Here is a 19694-nt window from a genome sequence, read left to right as displayed (position 1 = left end):
CCCCTACCCCCCCCCCCCCCCCCCCCCCCCCCCCCCCCCCCCCCCCCCCCCCCCCCCCCCCCCCCCCCCACGCCTCTTTGCCACAACGAGCGAAAATGCTTGGCTTACCGGCACGGCTTTTGTATTGAGTTCAGCCAGTGGTCCCGTAGCTCAGCAGGATAGAGCATCAGATTCCTAATCTGAGGGTCACGCGTTCGAATCGCGTCGGGATCACCATCTTCGGCACAATCGCTGTTCAATGGCGTCCGGAACCGGGCCTGGCAAAAGCGGCAAGGGTTTCAAGATCCTGCTGGTATCGGCGACGGTCGCTACCCGCCATCTCCGCCTGCCACAGATTATCTTCGAGATCTGCCTGCTTGACGGCAGACGAGAGCGGATTGCCGGCGGCACGGCGTAGGAACTCCTCTTCCGCCTCACCAGGGCGACGCGTCAAAGCATCGACGGCGGCCACGATCGCCGCCGCGAAACCCTCCTCCCTCAGCCGGTCAAGCGTCCAGCCCCGCCCTTTCTCACAAGTGTCGTGCAGGTAGGCCACGATCTTCGGCTCCTCCCCGGACACCGCGCCGGCGACCCGCTGGCAGTGCTCGAAATAGGGCCGGCCGAGTTTGTCCATCTGACCTTCATGGGCGCCGGCAGCGACGTCGATCGCATGCTGGAGGTGTGCGGTCTTCTGCATGGCAGTTTTCCCAGATTGCGTTCTCTTCCGAGCCTGAACGGCCGCCCCGTCGGGTGCTCCGCTGCCGGCACGCGGCCCGGGAGAGGTAACCGCCGGACGGGGGTCCGGGTTCCGAACAGGATCGATGGAACGGCAAGACCATCCGGACGTTCCCCAATTCCAACTATGGAGGATATCATGATCGAGAAGGAAGAACTGCAGATCTATCGTCTGTTGCCGTCCGCGCCGCTCACCGACCCCAACTGGCAGAATGTATCGCTTCAGGGTGAAGTCGTCGTGCGCGCCCGCTCGACCGGTGACGCGCGCCTTGTGGCGAGTGAGGCGGAGACGGACTTTCGCGACATCGGCGCCAAACCAGCGGAAGACGTATCGACGAGCTTCGCCAGCGCTTTCCGCAATGAGAAACTCTACGCCGTGGTACTCGATACCAGCGGACGATATCCCGCCGACGGCGAGCGAGGTATCGTTGCCGGGCACCCCCTGCAGAATGCGATTGCTCCGCTGCAGCGATGAATGGCGGGGAAAGGTGTCAGACTTTCTTGCGTCTGGCGTTCAGCGCGCGCTGAACCTGGCTTGCCAGCCTCGCCATCTCGTACGGAACGGCGGTACGCTGCAGTTCGGCATACAGCCGATCGAGTCTGGATCTGAGATCGTCGTTTCGGGGATCATGCTTTCTTCCACCTGCCACCGCGTCGCCTTTCTTCTCAAGTCGCCATCATCTTGTCCGAGCATTGCGCGCCGGCCTCACTAAGATCGGGCGCACCTACTTTTTGTCGGCTTCCAACACCAACGGAAGGCCTGATGTTCCAAAAGGACCAAAAAAGACTCTGGAACATCGTGCAACCCAGCGGCCCGAAGGCAAAGGTAGCCAGCTACCTTTGCGCTCGAACATGTCGCCACTCGGCATCCACGAAGAACACGCAGTGGCTGCGAACCGGGGGAACCATGCAACGACAGCTGCGTTTACGAGCTGTTGTTCACGCGCCAACGATGATGGAGGTGAGGTCTTGCCGACCATGAACCCCGAACATGTGACGCAGTCGGAAGTGGTCGATCTCATCCCCGCGCTCCGAGCATTCGCCCGCACTTTCTGCCCCAAGCCGGAAGAGGCGGACGATCTCGTGCAGGAGACACTCACCAAGGCGCTCGCCCATATCGATCTTTTCGAACCGGGCACGCGACTGAAGTCCTGGATGTTCACCATCATGCGCAACACCTTCTGCACGCGTTTCAAGCGACGTGGCCGAGAGACGGTTGGGCTTCCGGACGGGATAGCCGATCGGTTGAGCGTGGAGCCGAACCAGGACTGGATCATGCAGGCCGACGATGTACGCCGCGCGCTATACCGCCTGCCGCATCATCACCGGGAAATGCTGATCCTGATCGTCATGCTGGGCGAACGCTACGAGGACGCCGCCGAGATCTGCGGCTGCAAGATCGGCACCGTGAAGAGCCGCCTCAACCGCGCACGACGCCAGTTGCGGCGCGAGCTCGGCGAAACTTTCGGCGAACTGAAAGACTGACGACCGCGTCAGCTGACCGTCGCCTGGTCAGAGGAGCATCACCCGGTTTCGTCCGTGGCGCTTCGCTTCGTAGAGCGCCGCATCGGCCCGCGAGATCAGCGGCGACAGGGACTTTTCCTTGCGGTTCAATCCAGTCACGCCCGCGCTTACCGTCACCTTTACCGGAGCGCCGTCGGCCGGCAGCAGACACTGCTCCTCGACGTCTTGCCGAACCGCCTCGGCAATCTCCGCCGCCCGGTCGAGCGACGTGTTGGCCACCACGGCGACGAATTCCTCGCCTCCCCAGCGGCCGACGAGATCATATCCCTCCATCACCTTGCGCACGGTGCAGGCAAAGTTGCGAATGACATCGTCGCCGGCGTCATGGCCGAAGGTATCGTTGATCATCTTGAAGTTGTCGATGTCGAACAAAATGGCCGAGACATCGTGCTCTTGGCTGAGGCTCTGGGCGATTTCGTGCTCGGCTTTCGACTTGAAGGCGCGCCGGTTGAGAAGTCCGGTCAGCGGATCGGTATCCGCAAGCCGCTGAAGTTCGCTCTGGTAGCGCCGGACCTCGGTGATGTCGCGAACCACTGCGACCATCATCGTACCGGCCTCCGTCTGCGTCCTGAGGATCGTGATGCCGAGATTGATCTCGCTCCCATCGGCGCGCCGGCCAATCGTGTTGGCGAGGCGCTGCCCCATGTAGCGGGCATCGACCGCTCCCGACTGGAAATCAGCAATGTGATGATGATGGTGCGGCCGAACCTTTTCCGGCAACAGCACATCGAGCGGGCGGCCGATGAGTTCACCCGGCTGCCATCCGAACATGACCTCTGCGGAGGGATTGCATAGGCTGATGATGCCGTTTTCGTCGATCCCGACAATACCGTCGGCGACCTCGTAGAATATCTTGCGGTAGATGTCATCCGACTGGACTTCACAGGACTGGACGGCATGCGCAGCAAACATAGGCTGCAATCCCCAAATAATGACAATACTTATAAAAAACAAACGTAATTGAGAATTGTTAATTAATCTTTCTCCCCACGACGAGCCCGCCGTCGGAGGGGAAGCCGAACCGAGCATAGCGAGCGGAGCTGTAGCGCGGAAAGAAAAACGCCAGGGACGTCGCCCGGAAATTCCGGCAACGCCCTTGGCGCATGATCATCCGATCAAGGGCTGTGTCACGCAGCCTTCTTCTCGGTCGCGGCCGTATTGACGGCCGAAACGGCAATCTTCGACAGAGCTTCGTCAGTCTTGGTTTCTTCTGCAAGTGTCTCGTCGAGAAGCTTCGCGGCGTCCTTCAGCCCGAGCTGCTTGGCCCAGGCACTGAGGGTGCCGTAACGGCTGATCTCGTAGTGTTCGACCGCTTGGGCGGCGGCAAGCAGGCCGGCATCGAGCGCCGCCGTGCCCTTGAATTCCTCCAGGATTTCCTCGCCCTCTTCGACGATGCCGTCGATTGCCGGGCAGGTCTTCGCGCGGGGGCGCTTGCCGATGATCTCGAACACCTGCTGCAGGCGCTCGATCTGGCCCTCGGTTTCTTCCCTGTGCTTTTCGAAGGCCGCCTGGAGCTTCGGATCCTGAGCACCGCGCGCCATCTTGGGCAGGGTCTTCAGGATCTTGCGCTCGGCATAGTAGATGTCCTTGAGCGTTTCATGGAAAAGGTCGTCCAGAGTCTTCTGTGCCATTTCAGGTGTCTCCTGGTTTGAAAGCATTTGCACCGGTCAAACCACTACACCCGGGCTTTTGTTCCTGATCAGCGACCAATTCCGCCGCTCGGCAGTCCTTCTGCTGCCCTCGCCTCCCCAGTGGGTACGCTCAAGGCCCGCAACGCATTGAGGATCACGGCCACATCGATCACCTCCTGCAGGACGGCACCCTCGACGGGCGGCAGGTAGCCGAGTGCCGCCGCGACCATCGCGACGATCGAAAGACCCAATCCGACGGCCACGCTCTGGAATGCGATGTGGCGCGTTCGACGGGCAATCGAAAGGGCCGCGGGCAATCTCCCCAGGTGATCGACGAGCAGCACGACGTCGGCTGATTCGGAAGAGGCTGCAGCGCCCCGCGCACCCATGGCGACCCCGACATCGGCTGCGGCAAGGGCAGGTGCGTCGTTGACGCCGTCACCGATCATCATCACCGGGGCATCGCGTCGTTCGGCGATCACCACCTCGACCTTTTCGCTCGGCTGGAGGGCGCCACGGGCCAGGTCGACCCCGAGCAGCGCCCCGGTTGCCTGCACGGCATCGGCCTGGTCGCCTGAGGCAAGGACGAAGCGACGGATCCCGGCACGGCGAAAGGCCGCAATGGCGGCGCGGGCATCGTCGCGCAGCCGGTCGGAAAGCAGGATGATGCCGGCGACCACGCCATCGATCCCGACCGCCACGACAGCCGTTCCGGGCGGCAGATCCCGGCCGAGATCACGCGGATCACCGGACAGACAGCGCCCGCGGACGAAATCGCTGCCGCCGACGGCCAGCCGATTGCCGTCGACCTTGCCCTCGATGCCACTTCCCGGTGCCTCGACGATATCGGACGGGTAGGAGAGCACCATGCCACGCTCGTGCGCCGACTGGACCAGAGCCTCGGCGCTGACATGGTTGGAGGCCTGGTCGAGCGATGCGGCAAGCCGCAATACCTCATCCGGCTCCACGCCGTCGGCGGTGCGGATCTCGACCACGCCGGCCTTGCCGCTGGTCATCGTACCCGTCTTGTCGAGCACGGCGGTCCGCACCCGGGCGAGCGTTTCGAACGCTCCGCCACTCTTCACCAACACGCCGAGCGAGGCGGCCCGCGACATGCCGGAGATGATGGCGACCGGAACCGCGAGGATCAGCGGACAGGGCGTTGCGACGACCAGAACCGCCAACGCCCTCAGCGGATCCGACGTCATCCACCAGGCGGCCCCGGCGATCGAGACGGTGAACAGCAGGAACCAGAGGGCGAAGCGGTCGGCAATCCGCACCATCGGCGCCTTGCTCGCCTGGGCACTTTCGACGAGCCGCACAATGCCGGCATAGGTGCTTTCCGCAGCCGTGCGCGAGACTTCGAGATCGAAGACGGCGCCGATCGACGTGCCGCCACTCGGAATGTCGTCATCCTGTCCAAAACGCGCCGGCAGGGACTCTCCCGTGAGGGCCGAGAGGTCGATATCCGCCCGTGCCGCGAGCAGCCTTCCGTCGACCGGCACCACTTCGCCGCGGCGGATCAGGATGCGGTCTCCGGGCGCCAGCACTTCGATCGGCACCTCCTCGAGCGCACTACCGGCGTGGCGCACGGCCGTGCGCGCCGTGCGTCCGAGCAAGGCCGTCATTTCGCGCCGGGCACGGCCTTCCGCAAAGTTTTCGAGCTGCTGTCCGCCCGCATACATCAGGGCGACGATGTTGCCGGCGAGCGGTTCGCCGAAGGCAAGGGCCGCGCCCATGGAGAGCCCCGCGATGATGTCGAGGCCGAACTGCCCTCGCGCCAGCGACCGGACGATCTCGATGAGAAGCGCGACAAGAACCAGCGCGGTGCCTGTCGACCACAGCCGATAGGCCCAGGCCACCTGATCGGAAAAGGACGCCAGACCGCCGCCGGCAAGCGTCATCAAGGCAAGAAGCGCCAGAACCGGCAAACCAAAACGGCGCAGGCTCTCGTATTCACCGACCATGGGACCTCCAGACAGTCTCCTGATGCGGCATGCGGTCACCGAATGGGAAGCTTGCCGCCTTCAGCAATCCCTTGTAGACGCATCTGCAGATGAAGCAATCTTCCGGACAGCCCGTATGACCATCGAAAAGCAACAGCCGCGCCGCCTGACGATCCTCGGCTCGACCGGCTCGATCGGGGTCAACACGCTCGACGTTGTCCGGCAACTCGGTGGCCGCGACGCGTTCGAAATCGGTGCGCTGACCGGCAACGGCAATATCGAGCTTCTCGCCGAGCAGGCCCGCGCCACCGGCGCGAAACTGGCCGTCACCGCGGACGAGAGCCAGTACATGACCCTGAAGGACGCCCTTTCGGGCAGCGGCATCGACGTCGCGGCCGGCCGATCCGGCCTCCAGGAGGCGGCAAGCTTGGAGGCCGACTGGGTGATGGCGGCAATCGTCGGCACGGCGGGACTTGGCCCCACCCTGACAGCCGCCGCACGCGGCGCCGACATCGCGCTCGCCAACAAGGAATGCCTCGTCTCGGCGGGCGAGTTGTTCGTCGAGGCGGTCAAGGCAGGCGGCGGGCGCCTGATCCCGGTCGACAGCGAACACAGCGCGATCTTCCAGTGCCTCGACAACGGCCAGCGCCACGCGCTGGAACGCATCATCCTGACGGCCTCCGGAGGTCCGTTCCGCACGTTCACCCGTGAGCAGATGGCCGGCGTGACGGTGCAGACGGCACGCACCCATCCGAACTGGTCGATGGGCCTGAAGATCTCGGTCGGCAGCGCCTCGATGTTCAACAAGGCGCTCGAAATGGTCGAGGCCAAGCATCTCTTCGGTGTCGCGCCGGAACAGATCGAGGTGGTGGTTCACCCGCAGTCGATCATTCATTCGATGGTCGGCTACAGCGACGGCTCGGTGATCGCCCAGCTCGGCGCTCCCGACATGAGGACCGCAATCGGCTACGCGCTCACCTATCCGAAGCGGCCGTCGCTCAACGTCGATCGCCTCGACTTCGCCAAGCTCGCCCGCCTCGACTTCGAGGCACCGGACGAGGTGCGCTTCCCGGCCATCCGCCTTGCCCGCACGGCGCTGACCCGCGGTGGCCTTCAGGCGGCGATCATGAACGCCGCCGAGGAAACGGCCTTCGACGCCTTCGTCGAGGAAAAGATCGGCTTTCTCGATATGGCCGATATCGTCGAGGCGACCATGGATCGCCTCATCGACTGCGGATCGGCGGGCAGCATAGATGCCGTCTTCGAGGCCGACGTCGAGGCGCGCCAGATGGCGTCCGCGATCATCGAGCACGAAAAAACCGCCTGAAGGACAGGCGGCTTCTTCAATCTCTGACGATTTCGATGGGAGACCGCCGACTCAGGCGACCGCGCGAGCCAGTGCGCAACGCGACCACAGCTGGTGCAGCGCGCCGACCAGATGCTCCATGTCGCCGTCCGAATGCAGCGGCGTCGGCGTGATGCGCAGGCGCTCGGTCTTCTTCGGAACGGTCGGATAGTTGATCGGCTGGACATAGATGCCGAAATTGTCGAGCAGCAGGTCGGAGATCCACTTGCACTTGGCCGCATCGCCGACCATGACCGGCACGATATGGCTCGGGTTCGGCATGTGCGGAATGCCGCGGGCGTCGAGCATCGACCGGAGGCGGCGCACGCGTTCCTGATGGGCGAAACGTTCGATCTGGCTGGACTTCAGGTGGCGGATCGAGGCGACCGCACCGGCAGCCAGCGCCGGCGGAAGCGCCGTCGTGAAGATGAAGCCAGAGGCAAACGAACGGACGAAGTCGCAGAGTGCGGTAGAGCCGGTGATATAGCCGCCCATGACACCGAATGCCTTGCCGAGCGTGCCTTCGATGACCGTCAGGCGGTCCATCAGGCCCTCGCGCTCGGCGATACCGCCGCCGTGCGCGCCATACATGCCGACGGCATGCACTTCATCGAGATAGGTCATCGCGCCATACTTATCGGCGAGATCACAGATTTCCTTGATCGGCGCGATGTCGCCATCCATCGAGTAGACTGATTCGAAGGCGATCAGCTTCGGCGCCTTCGGATCGGCGGCTGCGAGCTTGGCTTCGAGGTCCTTGACGTCGTTGTGCTTCCAGATGACCCGCTCGCACTTTGCGTAGCGGATACCCTCGATCATCGAGGCATGGTTCAGCGCATCGGAGAAGATGATGAGGCCCGGGATCTTCTGGCCGAGCGTTCCGAGCGTCGCCCAGTTCGAGATATAGCCCGAGGTGAAGATCAGCGCCGATTCCTTGCCGTGCAGGTCGGCCAGTTCGCGCTCGAGAAGGACGTGATAGTGGTTGGTGCCGGAAATGTTACGGGTGCCACCGGCACCCGCACCACAGTGATCGATGGCGTTCTTCATCGCCGCGATCACCTCGGCATTCTGGCCCATGCCGAGATAGTCGTTCGAGCACCAGACGGTGACATCCTGCTGGCCGTTGTCGGTGTATCGCGTGGCGCGGGGGAAATTGCCCCTCTGTCGCTCAAGATCGGCGAAGATCCGGTATCGGCCTTCTTCGTGAAGACCTTCCAACTCGCCCTTGAAAAACGCCTCGAAATCCATCGTCCAACTCCAGTCCGTTCCGTCCCTTTTGAGATCCAACGCGTTTGCGGTCAACCCCGGCACAGTAAATTCATTCTAAACTGCGACAAAAGGCGCAATTCAAGAATCTTTCCAGAAAATTGCTAACCGATTGCCCACGATGCAAACTTGATCTGCGTCAAGCTGAATCGAAAAAGGACGGCCGCGGCCGCCCTTTCCCGGAACAGGCGGTCAGCCCGCGATCACGAGGCCGCAACGGCCCGCTTGGCCATCACTTTCACGAGATTGGCGCGATACTCGGCCGTCGCATGCAGATCGGACATCAGGTCCGTCGGATCGACGTTGACCCCGGCCAGAGCCCCGGGCGACCAGTCGCCGGCAAGTGCCGCTTCAAGGCCTTCATGGCGGAAAACACCGCCCGAACCCGCCCCCGTCACGGCAACCCGAACGCCCGCAGCCCCCTTGGACACGAAGACACCCGTCATCGCGAATCGCGAGGCCGGGTTGGCGAACTTCGCATAGCCAGCCCTTTCCGGCGCGGTAAAGCGCACGGCGGTGATGATCTCGTCTTCGTCGAGCGCCGTCTCGAACAGGCCGACGAAGAAATCGTCAGCCGCGATCTCGCGGCGGTCGGTGACGATCGTCGCCCCGAGGCCGAGCATGGCGGCCGGATAATCGGCGGCCGGATCGTCATTGGCGATCGAACCGCCGATCGTGCCGAGATGGCGGACATGCGGATCGCCGATCAGCGAGGCGAGATGGCAGATCGCCGGGCAGACCGCACGGATAGCAGCCGAGCCGGCAACCTCCGCATGGGTGACCGCGGCACCGATCGTCACGGTGCGGCCTTCGACCGAGATGGTCTTGAGGGCCGGAACATGACGCAGGTCGATGAGGTCGGAGGGCTGGGCGAGACGCTGTTTCAGCGTTGCGATCAGCGTCTGGCCGCCGGCGACATACTTGCCGTCGGCAGCACCCGACAGCAGCTTGCCGGCATCTTCCACCGAGGATGCACGATGATAGGTGGTCGAATAGGGATACATGGTCGTCCTCCCGTTACTCGGCGGCCTGCATTGCCGACCAGACGGCAAGCGGGGTGGCTGGCATATTGAGGTTGTTGTTGCCGATGGCGTCGGTGATGGCATTGATCAGCGCCGGCGGAGAGCCGATGGCACCGGCCTCGCCGCAGCCCTTGATGCCGAGCGGGTTGCCCGGGCAGGGTGTGTTCTGGTGCGACACCTGGAAGGACGGCAGATCGTCGGCGCGCGGCATGGCATAATCCATGTAGCTCGCCGTCAGCAGCTGACCGTTGGAGGGATCGTAGCGCACCCCTTCGAGCAGCGCCTGGCCGATGCCCTGGGCGATGCCGCCGTGAACCTGGCCCTCGACGATCATCGGATTGATGATGTTGCCGAAGTCGTCGGCCGCGACGAACTGGATGATGTCGGTCTTGCCGGTCTCCGGATCGACCTCCACTTCGCAGATGTAGCAGCCGGCGGGGAAGGTGAAGTTGGACGGGTCGTAGAAGGCCCCTTCCTTCAGCCCCGGTTCCATGCCGCCCGGCAGGTTGTGGGCGGTGTAGGCGGCAAGGGCAACCTGGAACCACGGCACCGTCTTGTCGGTGCCGGCGACCTTCAGCTCGCCGTTTTCGATGACGATGTCGCTCTCGTCCGCTTCCATCAGATGCGCGGCGATCTTCTTCGCCTTGGCCTCGACCTTGTCGAGCGCCTTGACGATCGCCGACATGCCAACGGCGCCGGAACGGGACCCGTAAGTGCCCATACCCATCTGCACCTTGTCGGTGTCGCCATGGACGATCGAGACATTGTCGATCGGCACGCCGAGGCGGTCCGATACCAGCTGGGCGAAGGTGGTCTCGTGGCCCTGGCCATGGCTGTGCGAGCCGGTCAGAACCTCGACTGTGCCCACGGCATTGACCCGGACCTCGGCCGATTCCCAGAGACCTACCCCGGCACCGAGCGAACCGACCGCCGCCGACGGAGCAATACCGCAGGCCTCGATGTAGCAGCTCATGCCGATCCCGCGCTTGCGGCCGCGAGCGGCCGCTTCCGCCTTGCGCGCGGCAAAGCCCTGCCAGTCGGCCGCCGACATCGCCGCCTCGAGCGAAGCGTCGTAATTGCCGGCGTCGTAGCACATGATGACCGGCGTCTGGTACGGGAAGGAGCGGATGAAGTTCTGGCGCCGCAACTCGGCCGGCGACACACCGAGTTCGCGCGCCGCAGTCTCCATGGTTCGCTCAAGGAGATAGGTGGCTTCCGGACGCCCCGCACCGCGATAGGCATCGACCGGCACCGTATTGGTGTAGACCGTGCGGACGTTGCAATGGATGGCCGGGATCGCATACTGGCCGGATAGCAGCGTCGCATAGAGATAGGTCGGGACCGACGACGAGAAGAGCGACATGTAGGCGCCGAGATTGGCGATGGTGTCGACCTTCAGCCCGATGACATTGTTGTCCTTGTCGAAGGCCATCTTCACCTTCGACACGTGATCACGGCCATGGGCGTCGGTGAGGAAGGCTTCGGTGCGGTCGGAGGTCCACTTGACGGGCACGCCCGTCTTCTTCGAGGCCCACAGGCAGACGATCTCTTCGGGGTAGATGTAGATCTTCGAGCCGAAGCCGCCACCGACATCCGGTGCGATGACACGCAGCTTGTTTTCCGGCGCGACATTGTAGAAGGCGCTCATCACCAGCCGCGCAACATGCGGATTCTGCGACGTGGTATAGCAGGTGTAGTGATCCTCGGCCGCGTCGTAGATGCCGAGCGTGGCGCGCGGCTCCATCGGGTTGGGCGAAAGGCGGTTGTTGTGGATCTCGATTTCGGTGACGTGCGCGGCAGAGGCAATCGCCCGGTCGGCAGCGGAACTGTCGCCGATCTCCCAGTCGAAGATCAGGTTGCCCGGTGCCTCGGGATGGATCTGCGGCGCGCCAGACTTGAGAGCCTCGGTCGCCTGCGTCACGACCGGCAGTTCCTCATAGTCGACCACCACCGCTTCAGCGGCATCGCGCGCTTCGCCGACGCTGTCGGCGACGACGATTGCCACCGCATCGCCGACATAGCGGACGGTGTCGTGCGCCAGCGGACGCCAGGCACCCATCTTCATCGGCGTACCGTCCTTGGAATGGATCATCCAGCCGCAGATGATGTTGCCGATCCCGTCGGCCAGCAGCTGCTTGCCCTCGAGCACGTCGATCACGCCGGGCATGGCCTTGGCGGCGGAGATGTCGACATTCTTGATCTTGGCGTGCGCATAGGGCGACCGCACGAAGTAGGCGAATTTCATGCCCGGAACGACCATGTCGTCCGTATACCGGCCCTTGCCGGTCAGGAAGCGCTTGTCTTCCTTGCGCGTGACGCGCGCACCGATTCCTTCAACACCCATGATTTCCTCCCGATGGGGTTTCGGTCCAGCATCCAGTCGCAACAAGTCCTCTGTCGCGACGTCAAGCCGGAGGACGACTGGTTATTCGGCAGCCTGGCGTCCGCCATGCATCTCGGCATTGGCGGAAAGGACGGCCTTGACGATGTTGTGATAGCCGGTGCAACGACAGATGTTGCCTTCGAGCTCGTGGCGCACGGTGGCTTCGTCGAGATGTCCGCCGTGACGGTTAATCATGTCGACCGCCGCCATGACCATGCCGGGCGTGCAGAAGCCGCACTGCAGGCCGTGATGTTCCTTGAACGCCGCCTGGACCGGGTGCAGCTCGCCATTACTGGCAAGCCCTTCGATCGTGGTGATCGCCGAGCCGGACGCCTGGACGGCCAGGATCGAACAGCTCTTCACGGATTTGCCGTCCATGTGCACGACGCAGGAACCGCATTGCGTGGTATCGCAACCGACGTGGGTTCCGGTCAGTCCAAGCTTTTCGCGAATGAAATGGACGAGCAGGGTACGATCCTCGCACTCTCCGCTCACTGTCCGGCCGTTCACCGTCAGCGTTACTTTTGCCATATTGTTCCTCCTCGTGTCTCTCCCGGACACATGAGCTATCATTTGACTTTTTCACTGCACGATCAACCGGTACTTTGGGGTCGGACGGAATTTTTATCTTTCGCGCCGCAGCATAGATTCCGCCTCTACTGTGACGCAGCGCACAGTCCTTTCTGGAGCGGCGCATTCGACTTTCAATTCCGTGGACTTTCCCGAATTGCCGGCTATTCTGGGCGCGCGACCGCCCAGTGGAGACGCACCCGGCGTCCTGGCGGAGAAAACATGGACCGGCGAACCCGGCCGCGTAAAACAGTGGAGAGAAAAATCATGAAGAAAGCTCTTGTGCTCGCTCTGATCGGCCTGTCGGTCGCCGGCTGCACCCAGACCGAAAAAGGCGCCGCGATCGGCGCCGCTTCGGGCGCGATCATCGGCGGCGCCATCACCGGCGACGTCCGCGGTGCGGCTGTCGGCGCGGCAATCGGCGGCGTCTCCGGCGCCGTGATCGGCAACGTCGCCGACCAGCCCGGCCAGTGCTACTACCGCGACCGCTACGGCCGCCGTTACGTCGACAGCTGCCCGCGCGGCTACTGATTTCCGGCCGAAATACGGTCCCGGCGTTCGCGCCGGGACTCGTTTCGCGAGCATCTTTCTAAATAAAGATATCCCTTTTGGCGCGTTTGCGTTTAAACTCGGTCCAGCTGGCGGGATGCCCTGCCGAGCTACCGATTGCAACGAGCCAAGCTGCGCATGCCGTGTAAACCGATAGCACCGAAGATCAGTACTGCGTTTCGGCGATCCGGCACCGCACTCGGGCTCGGCCTCGCGCTCGCATTGTCCCCCGCCCTCGCCCATCAGGCCTTCGCCTTCAAGATTTTCGGCATCACGCTCTTCGGCGAAGACGAGACGGCGAACGACATCATTGACCCCGTCCGATACGATGTCATCCTCGACACCGACGGCGCCGACAAGGATCTCGCCGAGGCGCTCGAACGGACTTCGCTGCTTGTCCAGGGAGAGGAAGCCCCGGTCTCCGGCGATCTCGGCCTCGTAATCAAGGCACGCGACGATCGCGACCGGCTGATCGCCACGCTCTACGAAAACGCACGCTATGCCGGCGTCGTCCGGGTGCTCGTCGACGGTCGCGATATCGACAATCTTCCGCCCAACCCGACCTTTCCCCGCTCCGGCCCGATCCCGGTGACGGTTCGCGTCGACCCCGGCCCCGCCTTCACGCTCGGCAAGGTGACGCTCGAAGGCGATGCGGCGGGCATCGATCCCGGCACCTACGATCTCGCGCCCGGCTACCCTGCAGGTTCGCTGGTGATCCTCAAGGCGGGCGGCAGGATCGTCGACGACCTGAAAGCGGAGGGGCGTCCGCTTGCCGAACTGACACGGCGCGATGTAGTTGCCGATCACGAGACGAACACGGTCGACGTCGTGCTCGCGGTCGACGCAGGCCCGGTCGCCCCGATCGGCGAGGTGACGGTCAAGGGCGCTCGCAAGGTCGACGCCGAATTCATCCGTCGCTATTCCCGCCTGCGTGAAGGACAGCCCTACTCCACGGAACAATTGAAGAAGGCAGCCGAACGCCTCCGCGCGCTCGGCGTCTTTTCCAGCGTGACGATCAACGAGGCAGACGCCCTCTCGGCCAACGGGGACCTGCCACTCGGCATCGTGGTGGCGGAAGGCAAGCAGCGCTATTTCGGCATCGGCGCCAGCGTCTCCTCGATCGACGGACTGGGCCTCGAGGGCTATTGGGGCCACCGCAATCTCTTCGGCCAGGCGGAATCGCTGCGGCTGGAAGGCAAGGTCGGCGGGTTGGGTGATTTCAGCAGCGTCCAGGATCTCGACTATTCGGCAGGTGTCACTTTCATCAAGCCGGGCGCCTTCTTCCCGTCTGCGACCCTGGAAGCGAGCATCAAGGGCGCGACGCTCACCACCGATTCCTATGATGCCGCATCCGTGATCGGCAAGGTGGCCCTCGCCTACGAGATCACCGACTATGACAAGGTCAGCGCGGGCGTGTCACTCTCCTACGATGACATCGACGACGCCTTCGGCAACAACAATTACTTAACCTTTGGCCTGCCGATCACCTATGCGCGGGACACCCGCGACAACAAACTCAATCCGACCGAAGGCCTGAACGCGACGCTCAGCGCCATCCCGAGCTACGAGATCCTCGGCGAGACCTTTTTCTCCTCCTTCGAGGGATCGGTCTCCGGCTATTACGGGATCGGCACCGAGGACCGCATCGTTCTCGCCGCCAAGGTTTCCGCCGGGGTGCTCGTCGGTGCGGGCGATCTCGAGGCCCTGCCCGCAACTCGCCGGTTCTTTGCCGGCGGCGGCGGCTCCGTGCGTGGCTATGCCTATCAGGAAATCTCGCCCTACAACGCGGCCGGCGACGCGACGGGCGGACGCGCCTATGCGCTCGGCTCCTTCGAGGCGCGCATCGCCGTCACCGACAAGATCGGCATCGTGCCCTTCCTCGACATTGGCTCGGTGACTGCCGCGAATTATCCCGATTTCTCGGATATGCGCATGGGCGCGGGCCTCGGCCTGCGATACCAGACGCCGTTCGGCCCGCTGCGCCTTGATGTCGCCATGCCGCTCGACCGCTACGAAGGCGGCAGCACCTATGGCATCTATGCCGGCATTGGCCAGAGCTTCTGAGCGTAGACCGGAAAGACGACGGGAGCCCGCATGCAGCTGCTGAAACGCCTCATCAAACATGCCTTGCGCATTGTCGCCCTGGTGTTCGGCGGCGCGCTGTTTGTTGGCGTAGCGGTATTCCTGATTGCCGGCTTTACGGCGGCCGGCGGCAATTTCGTCGCCCGCCAGGTGGCCGCCGTGCTGTCGACCCCCGACCGCCGCATCACCATCGAGAACGCCGGGCCGCTGCTCGGCGGCGAACTGCGCGTCGGTGCGATCGCGCTCGCTGATACCGAGGGGCGCTACGCGGAAATCCGCGACCTGGCCATGGACTGGTCACCCCTCGACCTACTGGACGGCCGCCTGACGGCGTCACGCTTTGCCGCCGCTTCCGTCCGGATCGATCGCCCTCCCGTCACGACCGCCGTACCGGCCGAGACGGATGGAAGCGGCTTCTCGTTACCGGTCGAACTGGACATCGGCGCAATCGACCTGCCGCGCGTCGAATTGAGCGCTGCTCTCGCCACCCGCGATATGCTGCTGTCCGTGACAGGTGCAGGCCAAGCCGTGAGCGAACGCATCGCGGCGCAGATCGCCATCAAGCGCGCCGATGCACCGGAAGCCGGAGTGACCGCGGATCTCGTCTATGCCCCGGCGGACAACCGCCTTCGGCTAACCGGTGAACTGAACGAACCGCAGGGCGGCATGGTCGCCGGTCTTCTCAAGCTGCCCGGCGCACCTGCACTTCGTATCGGCGTCGATGGCGACGGTCAGCTGAACGACTGGAAGGGCACGGTGACGGCCGACGTCGGTGGTCAGCCGACCCTTGCCGTCGAAGCAACCCACCGCCTCGCCGCCGGGCTTCGCAGCATCACCGCAAGAGGCGGCGGCCGCTTCGACGCGCTGCTACCGCCGACCGTTCGCTCGCTCTTCGACGGAGAAACCCTCATCGATCTCGCCGCGAGCATCGACCGCAACGGCGCGGTGACGATCGAGACCGGCAACGTCGCGACCGCGGCGCTCGATCTTGCGGCGTCGGGACGGTACGATCCGAAGGGCAACAACGACCTTAAGGCCCGTCTCGTCGCCAAGACGGAACCGCTGCCTATCAGCTGGAAGAGCGGCGAAAACACGATTTCCGCCGCCATCGAAAGCCTCTCGCTCGCGATTAGCGGCCCGGCCAGGTCGGCGGCCCTTGACCTGAAGGCACGGCTTGCCACGCTGGCGCATCCGCAGGGCGAGCTTTCGGGTGTCAACGTCGCGGTGGCAAGCAACACCTTCGACCTCTCGACTCGAACCGGTCCCCTCGCAGCGACCATCGCGATTGCCGGTGGAGCACTTGCCAATCCCGAACTCGATCGAATCGTCAAGGCTCCACTGACGGTCAAGGCGCCCCTGTCGATCGCCAGCGACAGCCTTGCCTTCGACGGCGCCACCATCGAAAGCCCGACCATCGGCGGCACGGCGAGCGGCCGTTACGGGCTGGAGACAAAGGCTCTCGAAACCACGTTCGAGTTGTTTGCCGTACCGGCGGTGCTGCCGGACAGCCTGGCTGCCAAGTTCGAGGGCATGATCGGCCTTTCCGGCAAACTCGACTACGCGTTGCCGCGCCAGATAGCGCTCAGCAACCTCAAGATCACGACCGGCCTCGGCGACGTTACCGGATCCGCAAACCTCGCGGCCGACGACACGCTGGTCGCCGACCTGAAGGGTCACATCGTCAAGCTGGAAGCTCTTGCCGCCAATATCTCGGGCAGCGCCGATTTTGCCCTCACGGCGACCGGTCCGCTCGACGCACTGGCGGCCAAGCTCTTCCTTCGTTCGGAGAACGCCGTTGCGGCAGGGCGCAAGCTTGAAGATCTGTCTGTCGAAATCGCAGGAACCGCAGACAGGACTGCGCCGAAGGGTACCCTCCGCATGTCCGGTAAGCTTGACGGCCAGCCGATCGAAGGCACTGCGGACCTCGTCGCGGAAGGCGGCCGTTCGGCCATTCCTGCGCTGACGATTGCTGTCGGAACAAACCGGATCGAAGGCGCCCTTGCCTTTTCACCGGCCTTCCTGCCGAGCGGAAAGCTCACCTTCGACCTGCCCGAGGTCGGCCTCCTTGCCGCCCTTGTGGGCCAGACTGCGGCAGGCGACCTGAAGGGCGACATCTTGCTCACCGAATCCGACGGCAGGCTTTCCGCCGATGTGAAAGCGAGCGGCTCGGCCCTGACGCGCGACACCCTGTCCGTCATCGAGCCGAAGATCGGCCTTTCAATCTCGGACCTCGCCCGTTTTTCCGCCGAAGGAACGATCACGGCCTCCGCCGTTTCGGTCGGGAACAACCGCGTCGAAGCCCTGAAACTCGGCTTCACGCGCGAGGGTTCGAACACGGCTTTTTCCCTTGACGGACGTTATGACGGAGCACCGCTCGTCGCGAGGGGACGGTTGGAGCAGGATGCCGGCGCGATGCGGATTGCGCTCGACCAGCTTTCGGCCGCTCCCCGCCGCATTCCCCTGAAGCTCGCCAAGCCCGCCGCGGTCAGGGTCGCAAACGGCAAGGTGGACGTCGAGACAGCAACGATCACGGCTGGGTCGGGCACGGTCGACATCAAGGGCGGCGCCGGCGAGACCCTGGACCTCGTCGCGACGCTACGAAACCTACCGGCATCGCTGGCCTCCGCCGTCGCACCGTCCATCGCGCCCGAAGGCGCGATCTCAGGCGATATCACCATCAAAGGCACGCCCGCGGCTCCCGTTGTCACCTACAATCTCGACTGGGCGAACGCCGCTGCCGCACCGACCCGCTCGGCAGGGTTGGAGGCTTTCTCGATCACGGCCAAGGGCGATTTCCGCGACGGCAGGCTTTCGCTCGACGGGCGCGCCAGCGGACAATCGGGTCTGGCGCTCTCCGGCGGGGGGACGCTTGCCCTCTCTGGCGATCGACCGATCGCGATGAAATTCTCCGGAAACCTGCCATTCGCGGCGCTGAACGGGCTCCTGGGCCGACAGGGTTTCGTGCTCGAAGGCAAGGCCAATGCCGATGTCACCCTATCGGGCGGGCTCGGCAAGCCGCAGATCACCGGCACCGTGCGCACCGCAGGAGCACGCCTCATCGACGTGCGCCGCAACCTCGCAATCGAGGAATTGACCGCGACGGTAACGCTCGAGGGCAACCGCGCCTCGGTCACGGGACTGGCCGGCAAACTCGCTAGCGGCGGACGGATTTCCGGCGGCGGAACGATTGACATCCTCTCGCCGGGCATGCCGGCAGACATTGCGATCACGCTGGACAAGGCCGTCTATGTCGACGGCACGATGGTCGCCAGCACCGCCGACGGCCAACTGACCTTGAAAGGCCCCCTCTTGTCGGCACCCGTGCTTGCCGGCACGGTAAACTTGTCCAAGACGGCGATCACCATTCCCGAACGCCTGCCGACGAGCCTCTCGGAACTCGACATCAAGCACCGGAACGCTCCCGGCAAGGTGCGAACCCAGATGGCCAGGATCACCAAGACCGAGCGCCACGGCAGTCAGTCGACGATCGGCCTGGACCTGACCGTATCGTCGCCGACCCAGATCTTCGTGCGCGGCCGAGGTATCGATGCGGAGCTGGGCGGGACTGTCAGCGTCACGGGCAATGCCCAGTCGCCGAACGTCGCCGGCGCGTTCCAGCTGAGACGCGGCCGCCTCTCGGTCCTGACCAAGCGCATGCAGTTCACCAGCGGCACGATCACCTTCGGCGGCGGCCTGATTCCGATCCTCGACATGGAAGCAACGACGACCTCGGGCTCGGCGACGATCACCATCACCATCTCGGGCTTCGCAAATGATCCGACGGTTTCCTTCTCCTCCTCGCCCGCGCTGCCTCAGGACGAAATCCTCGCACAGCTGATCTTCGGCCAGTCGATGTCGCGTCTGTCGGCACTGCAGATCGCCCAGCTCGCCGACGCCGCAGCCCAGCTCGCCGGCGGCCGTTCGACGTCGCTGTTCGAGGCCCTGCGCTCGACGCTCGGCGTCGACGACCTCGACATCTCGACCGACGAGACCGGCCAGGCCAAGGTGAGCGCCGGCAAGTATCTCAACGACCGCACCTATATAGAGCTGCAGCAGGGTGGAACCGGCCAGACGAAGGCGGTGATCAACCTCGACATCGGCCGCGGCGTGAAGCTCAAGGGCGAGGCCGGCGCCGAAGGGGCCGGCGGCGGGATCTTCTACGAGAAGGAATACTGAGCCCCGCCAGCGGGCTCCGCTGATCATCAGCTGACCTTGCTGGTCTTCAGCAGAATGCTGGACTCCGTCGTATTGATCCCCTCGATCAGGCGAATGCGCCGCAGCGTCTCGTCGAAGGCCGCGAGATCGCGATCCTCAAGCTCGGCAATGAAGTCCCAGCGCCCGTTGGTGCTGTGCAGTGCCCTCACCTGCGGCAGGCCGCGCAGCTGGTGGGCGACGCGGTCGGCGAATTTGCCCACCACCTCGATCATCACGATGGCCTTGACCCCTGCGGGGCGAATCTCGCTGCCGGTGCGGATGGTGAAGGCGGCAATCGTTCCGTCGGCCACCATCCGCTCGATGCGTGCGGCAATCGTCGCGCGTGAGGCGCCGGTCATCGCTGCGAGCGAGGAGGCGGGAATGCGCGCATTGTGGCGCAGGGCACTGAGGATATCGCGGTCCAGATCGTCCATATCTACACTTCGTCAGAACATGCCGGCGTTTTGC

General features: G+C 64.1%; 15 protein-coding genes and 1 tRNA gene. 7 read left to right on the top strand and 9 right to left on the bottom strand.

Translation table 11 applies throughout. The features are described 5' to 3' along the window. The first annotated feature begins 139 nt into the window (after positions 1–139). Positions 140–216: transfer RNA gene (locus tag ACX93L_RS18475), tRNA-Arg, on the top strand. A gap of 19 nt (positions 217–235) precedes the next feature. Here the strand turns inward: ACX93L_RS18475 and ACX93L_RS18470 are convergent. Beyond that, positions 236–676, bottom strand: a complete 441-nt coding sequence (locus tag ACX93L_RS18470) for an HD domain-containing protein (protein ID WP_459406164.1) — start codon at positions 674–676, stop codon at positions 236–238. Positions 677–853: 177 nt separating this feature from the next. On the opposite strand from ACX93L_RS18470, the gene ACX93L_RS18465 reads away from it, so the two are divergent. Together ACX93L_RS18465 and ACX93L_RS18460 are read left to right on the top strand one after the other, a co-directional pair. Continuing rightward, on the top strand, positions 854–1189 hold the full coding sequence (locus ACX93L_RS18465) for a hypothetical protein (protein ID WP_459406163.1): 336 nt from the start codon (positions 854–856) through the stop codon (positions 1187–1189). 503 nt (positions 1190–1692) lie between these two features. Further along, entirely contained in the window at positions 1693–2199 is a 507-nt protein-coding gene (locus ACX93L_RS18460) for a sigma-70 family RNA polymerase sigma factor (RefSeq protein ID WP_459406259.1), read from the top strand. A gap of 27 nt (positions 2200–2226) precedes the next feature. Here the strand turns inward: ACX93L_RS18460 and ACX93L_RS18455 are convergent, their stop codons facing one another. The 3 genes from ACX93L_RS18455 to ACX93L_RS18445 form a co-directional block, all read right to left on the bottom strand. Then, on the bottom strand, positions 2227–3150 hold the full coding sequence (locus ACX93L_RS18455) for a GGDEF domain-containing protein (protein WP_459406162.1): 924 nt from the start codon (positions 3148–3150) through the stop codon (positions 2227–2229). 215 nt (positions 3151–3365) lie between these two features. Further along, positions 3366–3869: a YciE/YciF ferroxidase family protein gene (locus ACX93L_RS18450; RefSeq protein WP_459406161.1), complete on the bottom strand. Its 504-nt coding sequence runs from the start codon at positions 3867–3869 to the stop codon at positions 3366–3368. 68 nt (positions 3870–3937) lie between these two features. Next, positions 3938–5836 carry a heavy metal translocating P-type ATPase gene (locus tag ACX93L_RS18445; protein ID WP_459406160.1) on the bottom strand — a complete coding sequence of 633 codons (1899 nt, stop codon included), beginning with the start codon at positions 5834–5836 and terminating at the stop codon, positions 3938–3940. Positions 5837–5951: 115 nt separating this feature from the next. Here ACX93L_RS18445 and dxr point away from each other — a divergent pair, with 115 nt between their 5' ends. Continuing rightward, entirely contained in the window at positions 5952–7142 is a 1191-nt protein-coding gene (dxr, locus tag ACX93L_RS18440) for a 1-deoxy-D-xylulose-5-phosphate reductoisomerase (protein WP_459406159.1), read from the top strand. Between the two features lie 51 nt (positions 7143–7193). On the opposite strand, the gene hemA is transcribed toward dxr, so the two are convergent. The 4 genes from hemA to ACX93L_RS18420 all read right to left on the bottom strand — a co-directional run bounded on the left by hemA (position 7194) and on the right by ACX93L_RS18420 (position 12362). Further along, the gene (gene hemA / locus ACX93L_RS18435; RefSeq protein WP_459406158.1) at positions 7194–8408 is read right to left on the bottom strand and encodes a 5-aminolevulinate synthase; all 1215 of its coding nucleotides are present in this window, start codon (positions 8406–8408) and stop codon (positions 7194–7196) included. Between the two features lie 221 nt (positions 8409–8629). Next, positions 8630–9430 (bottom strand): FAD binding domain-containing protein, encoded by an 801-nt coding sequence (locus ACX93L_RS18430; RefSeq protein ID WP_459406157.1) that lies wholly within the window; start codon positions 9428–9430, stop codon positions 8630–8632. A 13-nt stretch (positions 9431–9443) separates the two neighbouring features. Then, positions 9444–11792, bottom strand: a complete 2349-nt coding sequence (locus tag ACX93L_RS18425; RefSeq protein WP_459406156.1) for a xanthine dehydrogenase family protein molybdopterin-binding subunit — start codon at positions 11790–11792, stop codon at positions 9444–9446. Positions 11793–11873: 81 nt separating this feature from the next. Continuing rightward, positions 11874–12362 (bottom strand): (2Fe-2S)-binding protein, encoded by a 489-nt coding sequence (locus ACX93L_RS18420; RefSeq protein WP_459406155.1) that lies wholly within the window; start codon positions 12360–12362, stop codon positions 11874–11876. Positions 12363–12668: 306 nt separating this feature from the next. On the opposite strand from ACX93L_RS18420, the gene ACX93L_RS18415 reads away from it, so the two are divergent. The 3 genes from ACX93L_RS18415 to ACX93L_RS18405 all read left to right on the top strand — a co-directional run bounded on the left by ACX93L_RS18415 (position 12669) and on the right by ACX93L_RS18405 (position 19208). Next, on the top strand, positions 12669–12932 hold the full coding sequence (locus ACX93L_RS18415; protein ID WP_169593816.1) for a YMGG-like glycine zipper-containing protein: 264 nt from the start codon (positions 12669–12671) through the stop codon (positions 12930–12932). Positions 12933–13088: 156 nt separating this feature from the next. Beyond that, entirely contained in the window at positions 13089–15014 is a 1926-nt protein-coding gene (locus ACX93L_RS18410; protein ID WP_459406154.1) for an autotransporter assembly complex protein TamA, read from the top strand. A gap of 30 nt (positions 15015–15044) precedes the next feature. Then, the gene (locus ACX93L_RS18405; RefSeq protein ID WP_459406153.1) at positions 15045–19208 is read left to right on the top strand and encodes a translocation/assembly module TamB domain-containing protein; all 4164 of its coding nucleotides are present in this window, start codon (positions 15045–15047) and stop codon (positions 19206–19208) included. 26 nt (positions 19209–19234) lie between these two features. Here ACX93L_RS18405 and ACX93L_RS18400 read toward each other — a convergent pair whose 3' ends face one another. Continuing rightward, positions 19235–19660, bottom strand: a complete 426-nt coding sequence (locus ACX93L_RS18400) for an Lrp/AsnC family transcriptional regulator (protein WP_459406152.1) — start codon at positions 19658–19660, stop codon at positions 19235–19237. Between the last annotated feature and the right edge of the window lie 34 nt (positions 19661–19694).

This window comes from Rhizobium sp. CAU 1783 (genome assembly GCF_054551725.1).
The sequence above is the reverse complement of the archived record's forward strand: the minus strand, read 5'-3'. Positions and strand labels throughout refer to the sequence as shown.

Bases quoted from the DNA above. Each gene is read 5' to 3' on its own strand.
- ACX93L_RS18470 (WP_459406164.1), bottom strand. From the start codon at position 676: ATGCAGAAGACCGCACACCTCCAGCATGCGATCGACGTCGCTGCCGGC.
- ACX93L_RS18465 (WP_459406163.1), top strand. From the start codon at position 854: ATGATCGAGAAGGAAGAACTGCAGATCTATCGTCTGTTGCCGTCCGCG.
- ACX93L_RS18460 (WP_459406259.1), top strand. From the start codon at position 1,693: ATGAACCCCGAACATGTGACGCAGTCGGAAGTGGTCGATCTCATCCCC.
- ACX93L_RS18455 (WP_459406162.1), bottom strand. From the start codon at position 3,150: ATGTTTGCTGCGCATGCCGTCCAGTCCTGTGAAGTCCAGTCGGATGAC.
- ACX93L_RS18450 (WP_459406161.1), bottom strand. From the start codon at position 3,869: ATGGCACAGAAGACTCTGGACGACCTTTTCCATGAAACGCTCAAGGAC.
- ACX93L_RS18445 (WP_459406160.1), bottom strand. From the start codon at position 5,836: ATGGTCGGTGAATACGAGAGCCTGCGCCGTTTTGGTTTGCCGGTTCTG.
- dxr (WP_459406159.1), top strand. From the start codon at position 5,952: ATGACCATCGAAAAGCAACAGCCGCGCCGCCTGACGATCCTCGGCTCG.
- hemA (WP_459406158.1), bottom strand. From the start codon at position 8,408: ATGGATTTCGAGGCGTTTTTCAAGGGCGAGTTGGAAGGTCTTCACGAA.
- ACX93L_RS18430 (WP_459406157.1), bottom strand. From the start codon at position 9,430: ATGTATCCCTATTCGACCACCTATCATCGTGCATCCTCGGTGGAAGAT.
- ACX93L_RS18425 (WP_459406156.1), bottom strand. From the start codon at position 11,792: ATGGGTGTTGAAGGAATCGGTGCGCGCGTCACGCGCAAGGAAGACAAG.
- ACX93L_RS18420 (WP_459406155.1), bottom strand. From the start codon at position 12,362: ATGGCAAAAGTAACGCTGACGGTGAACGGCCGGACAGTGAGCGGAGAG.
- ACX93L_RS18415 (WP_169593816.1), top strand. From the start codon at position 12,669: ATGAAGAAAGCTCTTGTGCTCGCTCTGATCGGCCTGTCGGTCGCCGGC.
- ACX93L_RS18410 (WP_459406154.1), top strand. From the start codon at position 13,089: ATGCCGTGTAAACCGATAGCACCGAAGATCAGTACTGCGTTTCGGCGA.
- ACX93L_RS18405 (WP_459406153.1), top strand. From the start codon at position 15,045: ATGCAGCTGCTGAAACGCCTCATCAAACATGCCTTGCGCATTGTCGCC.
- ACX93L_RS18400 (WP_459406152.1), bottom strand. From the start codon at position 19,660: ATGGACGATCTGGACCGCGATATCCTCAGTGCCCTGCGCCACAATGCG.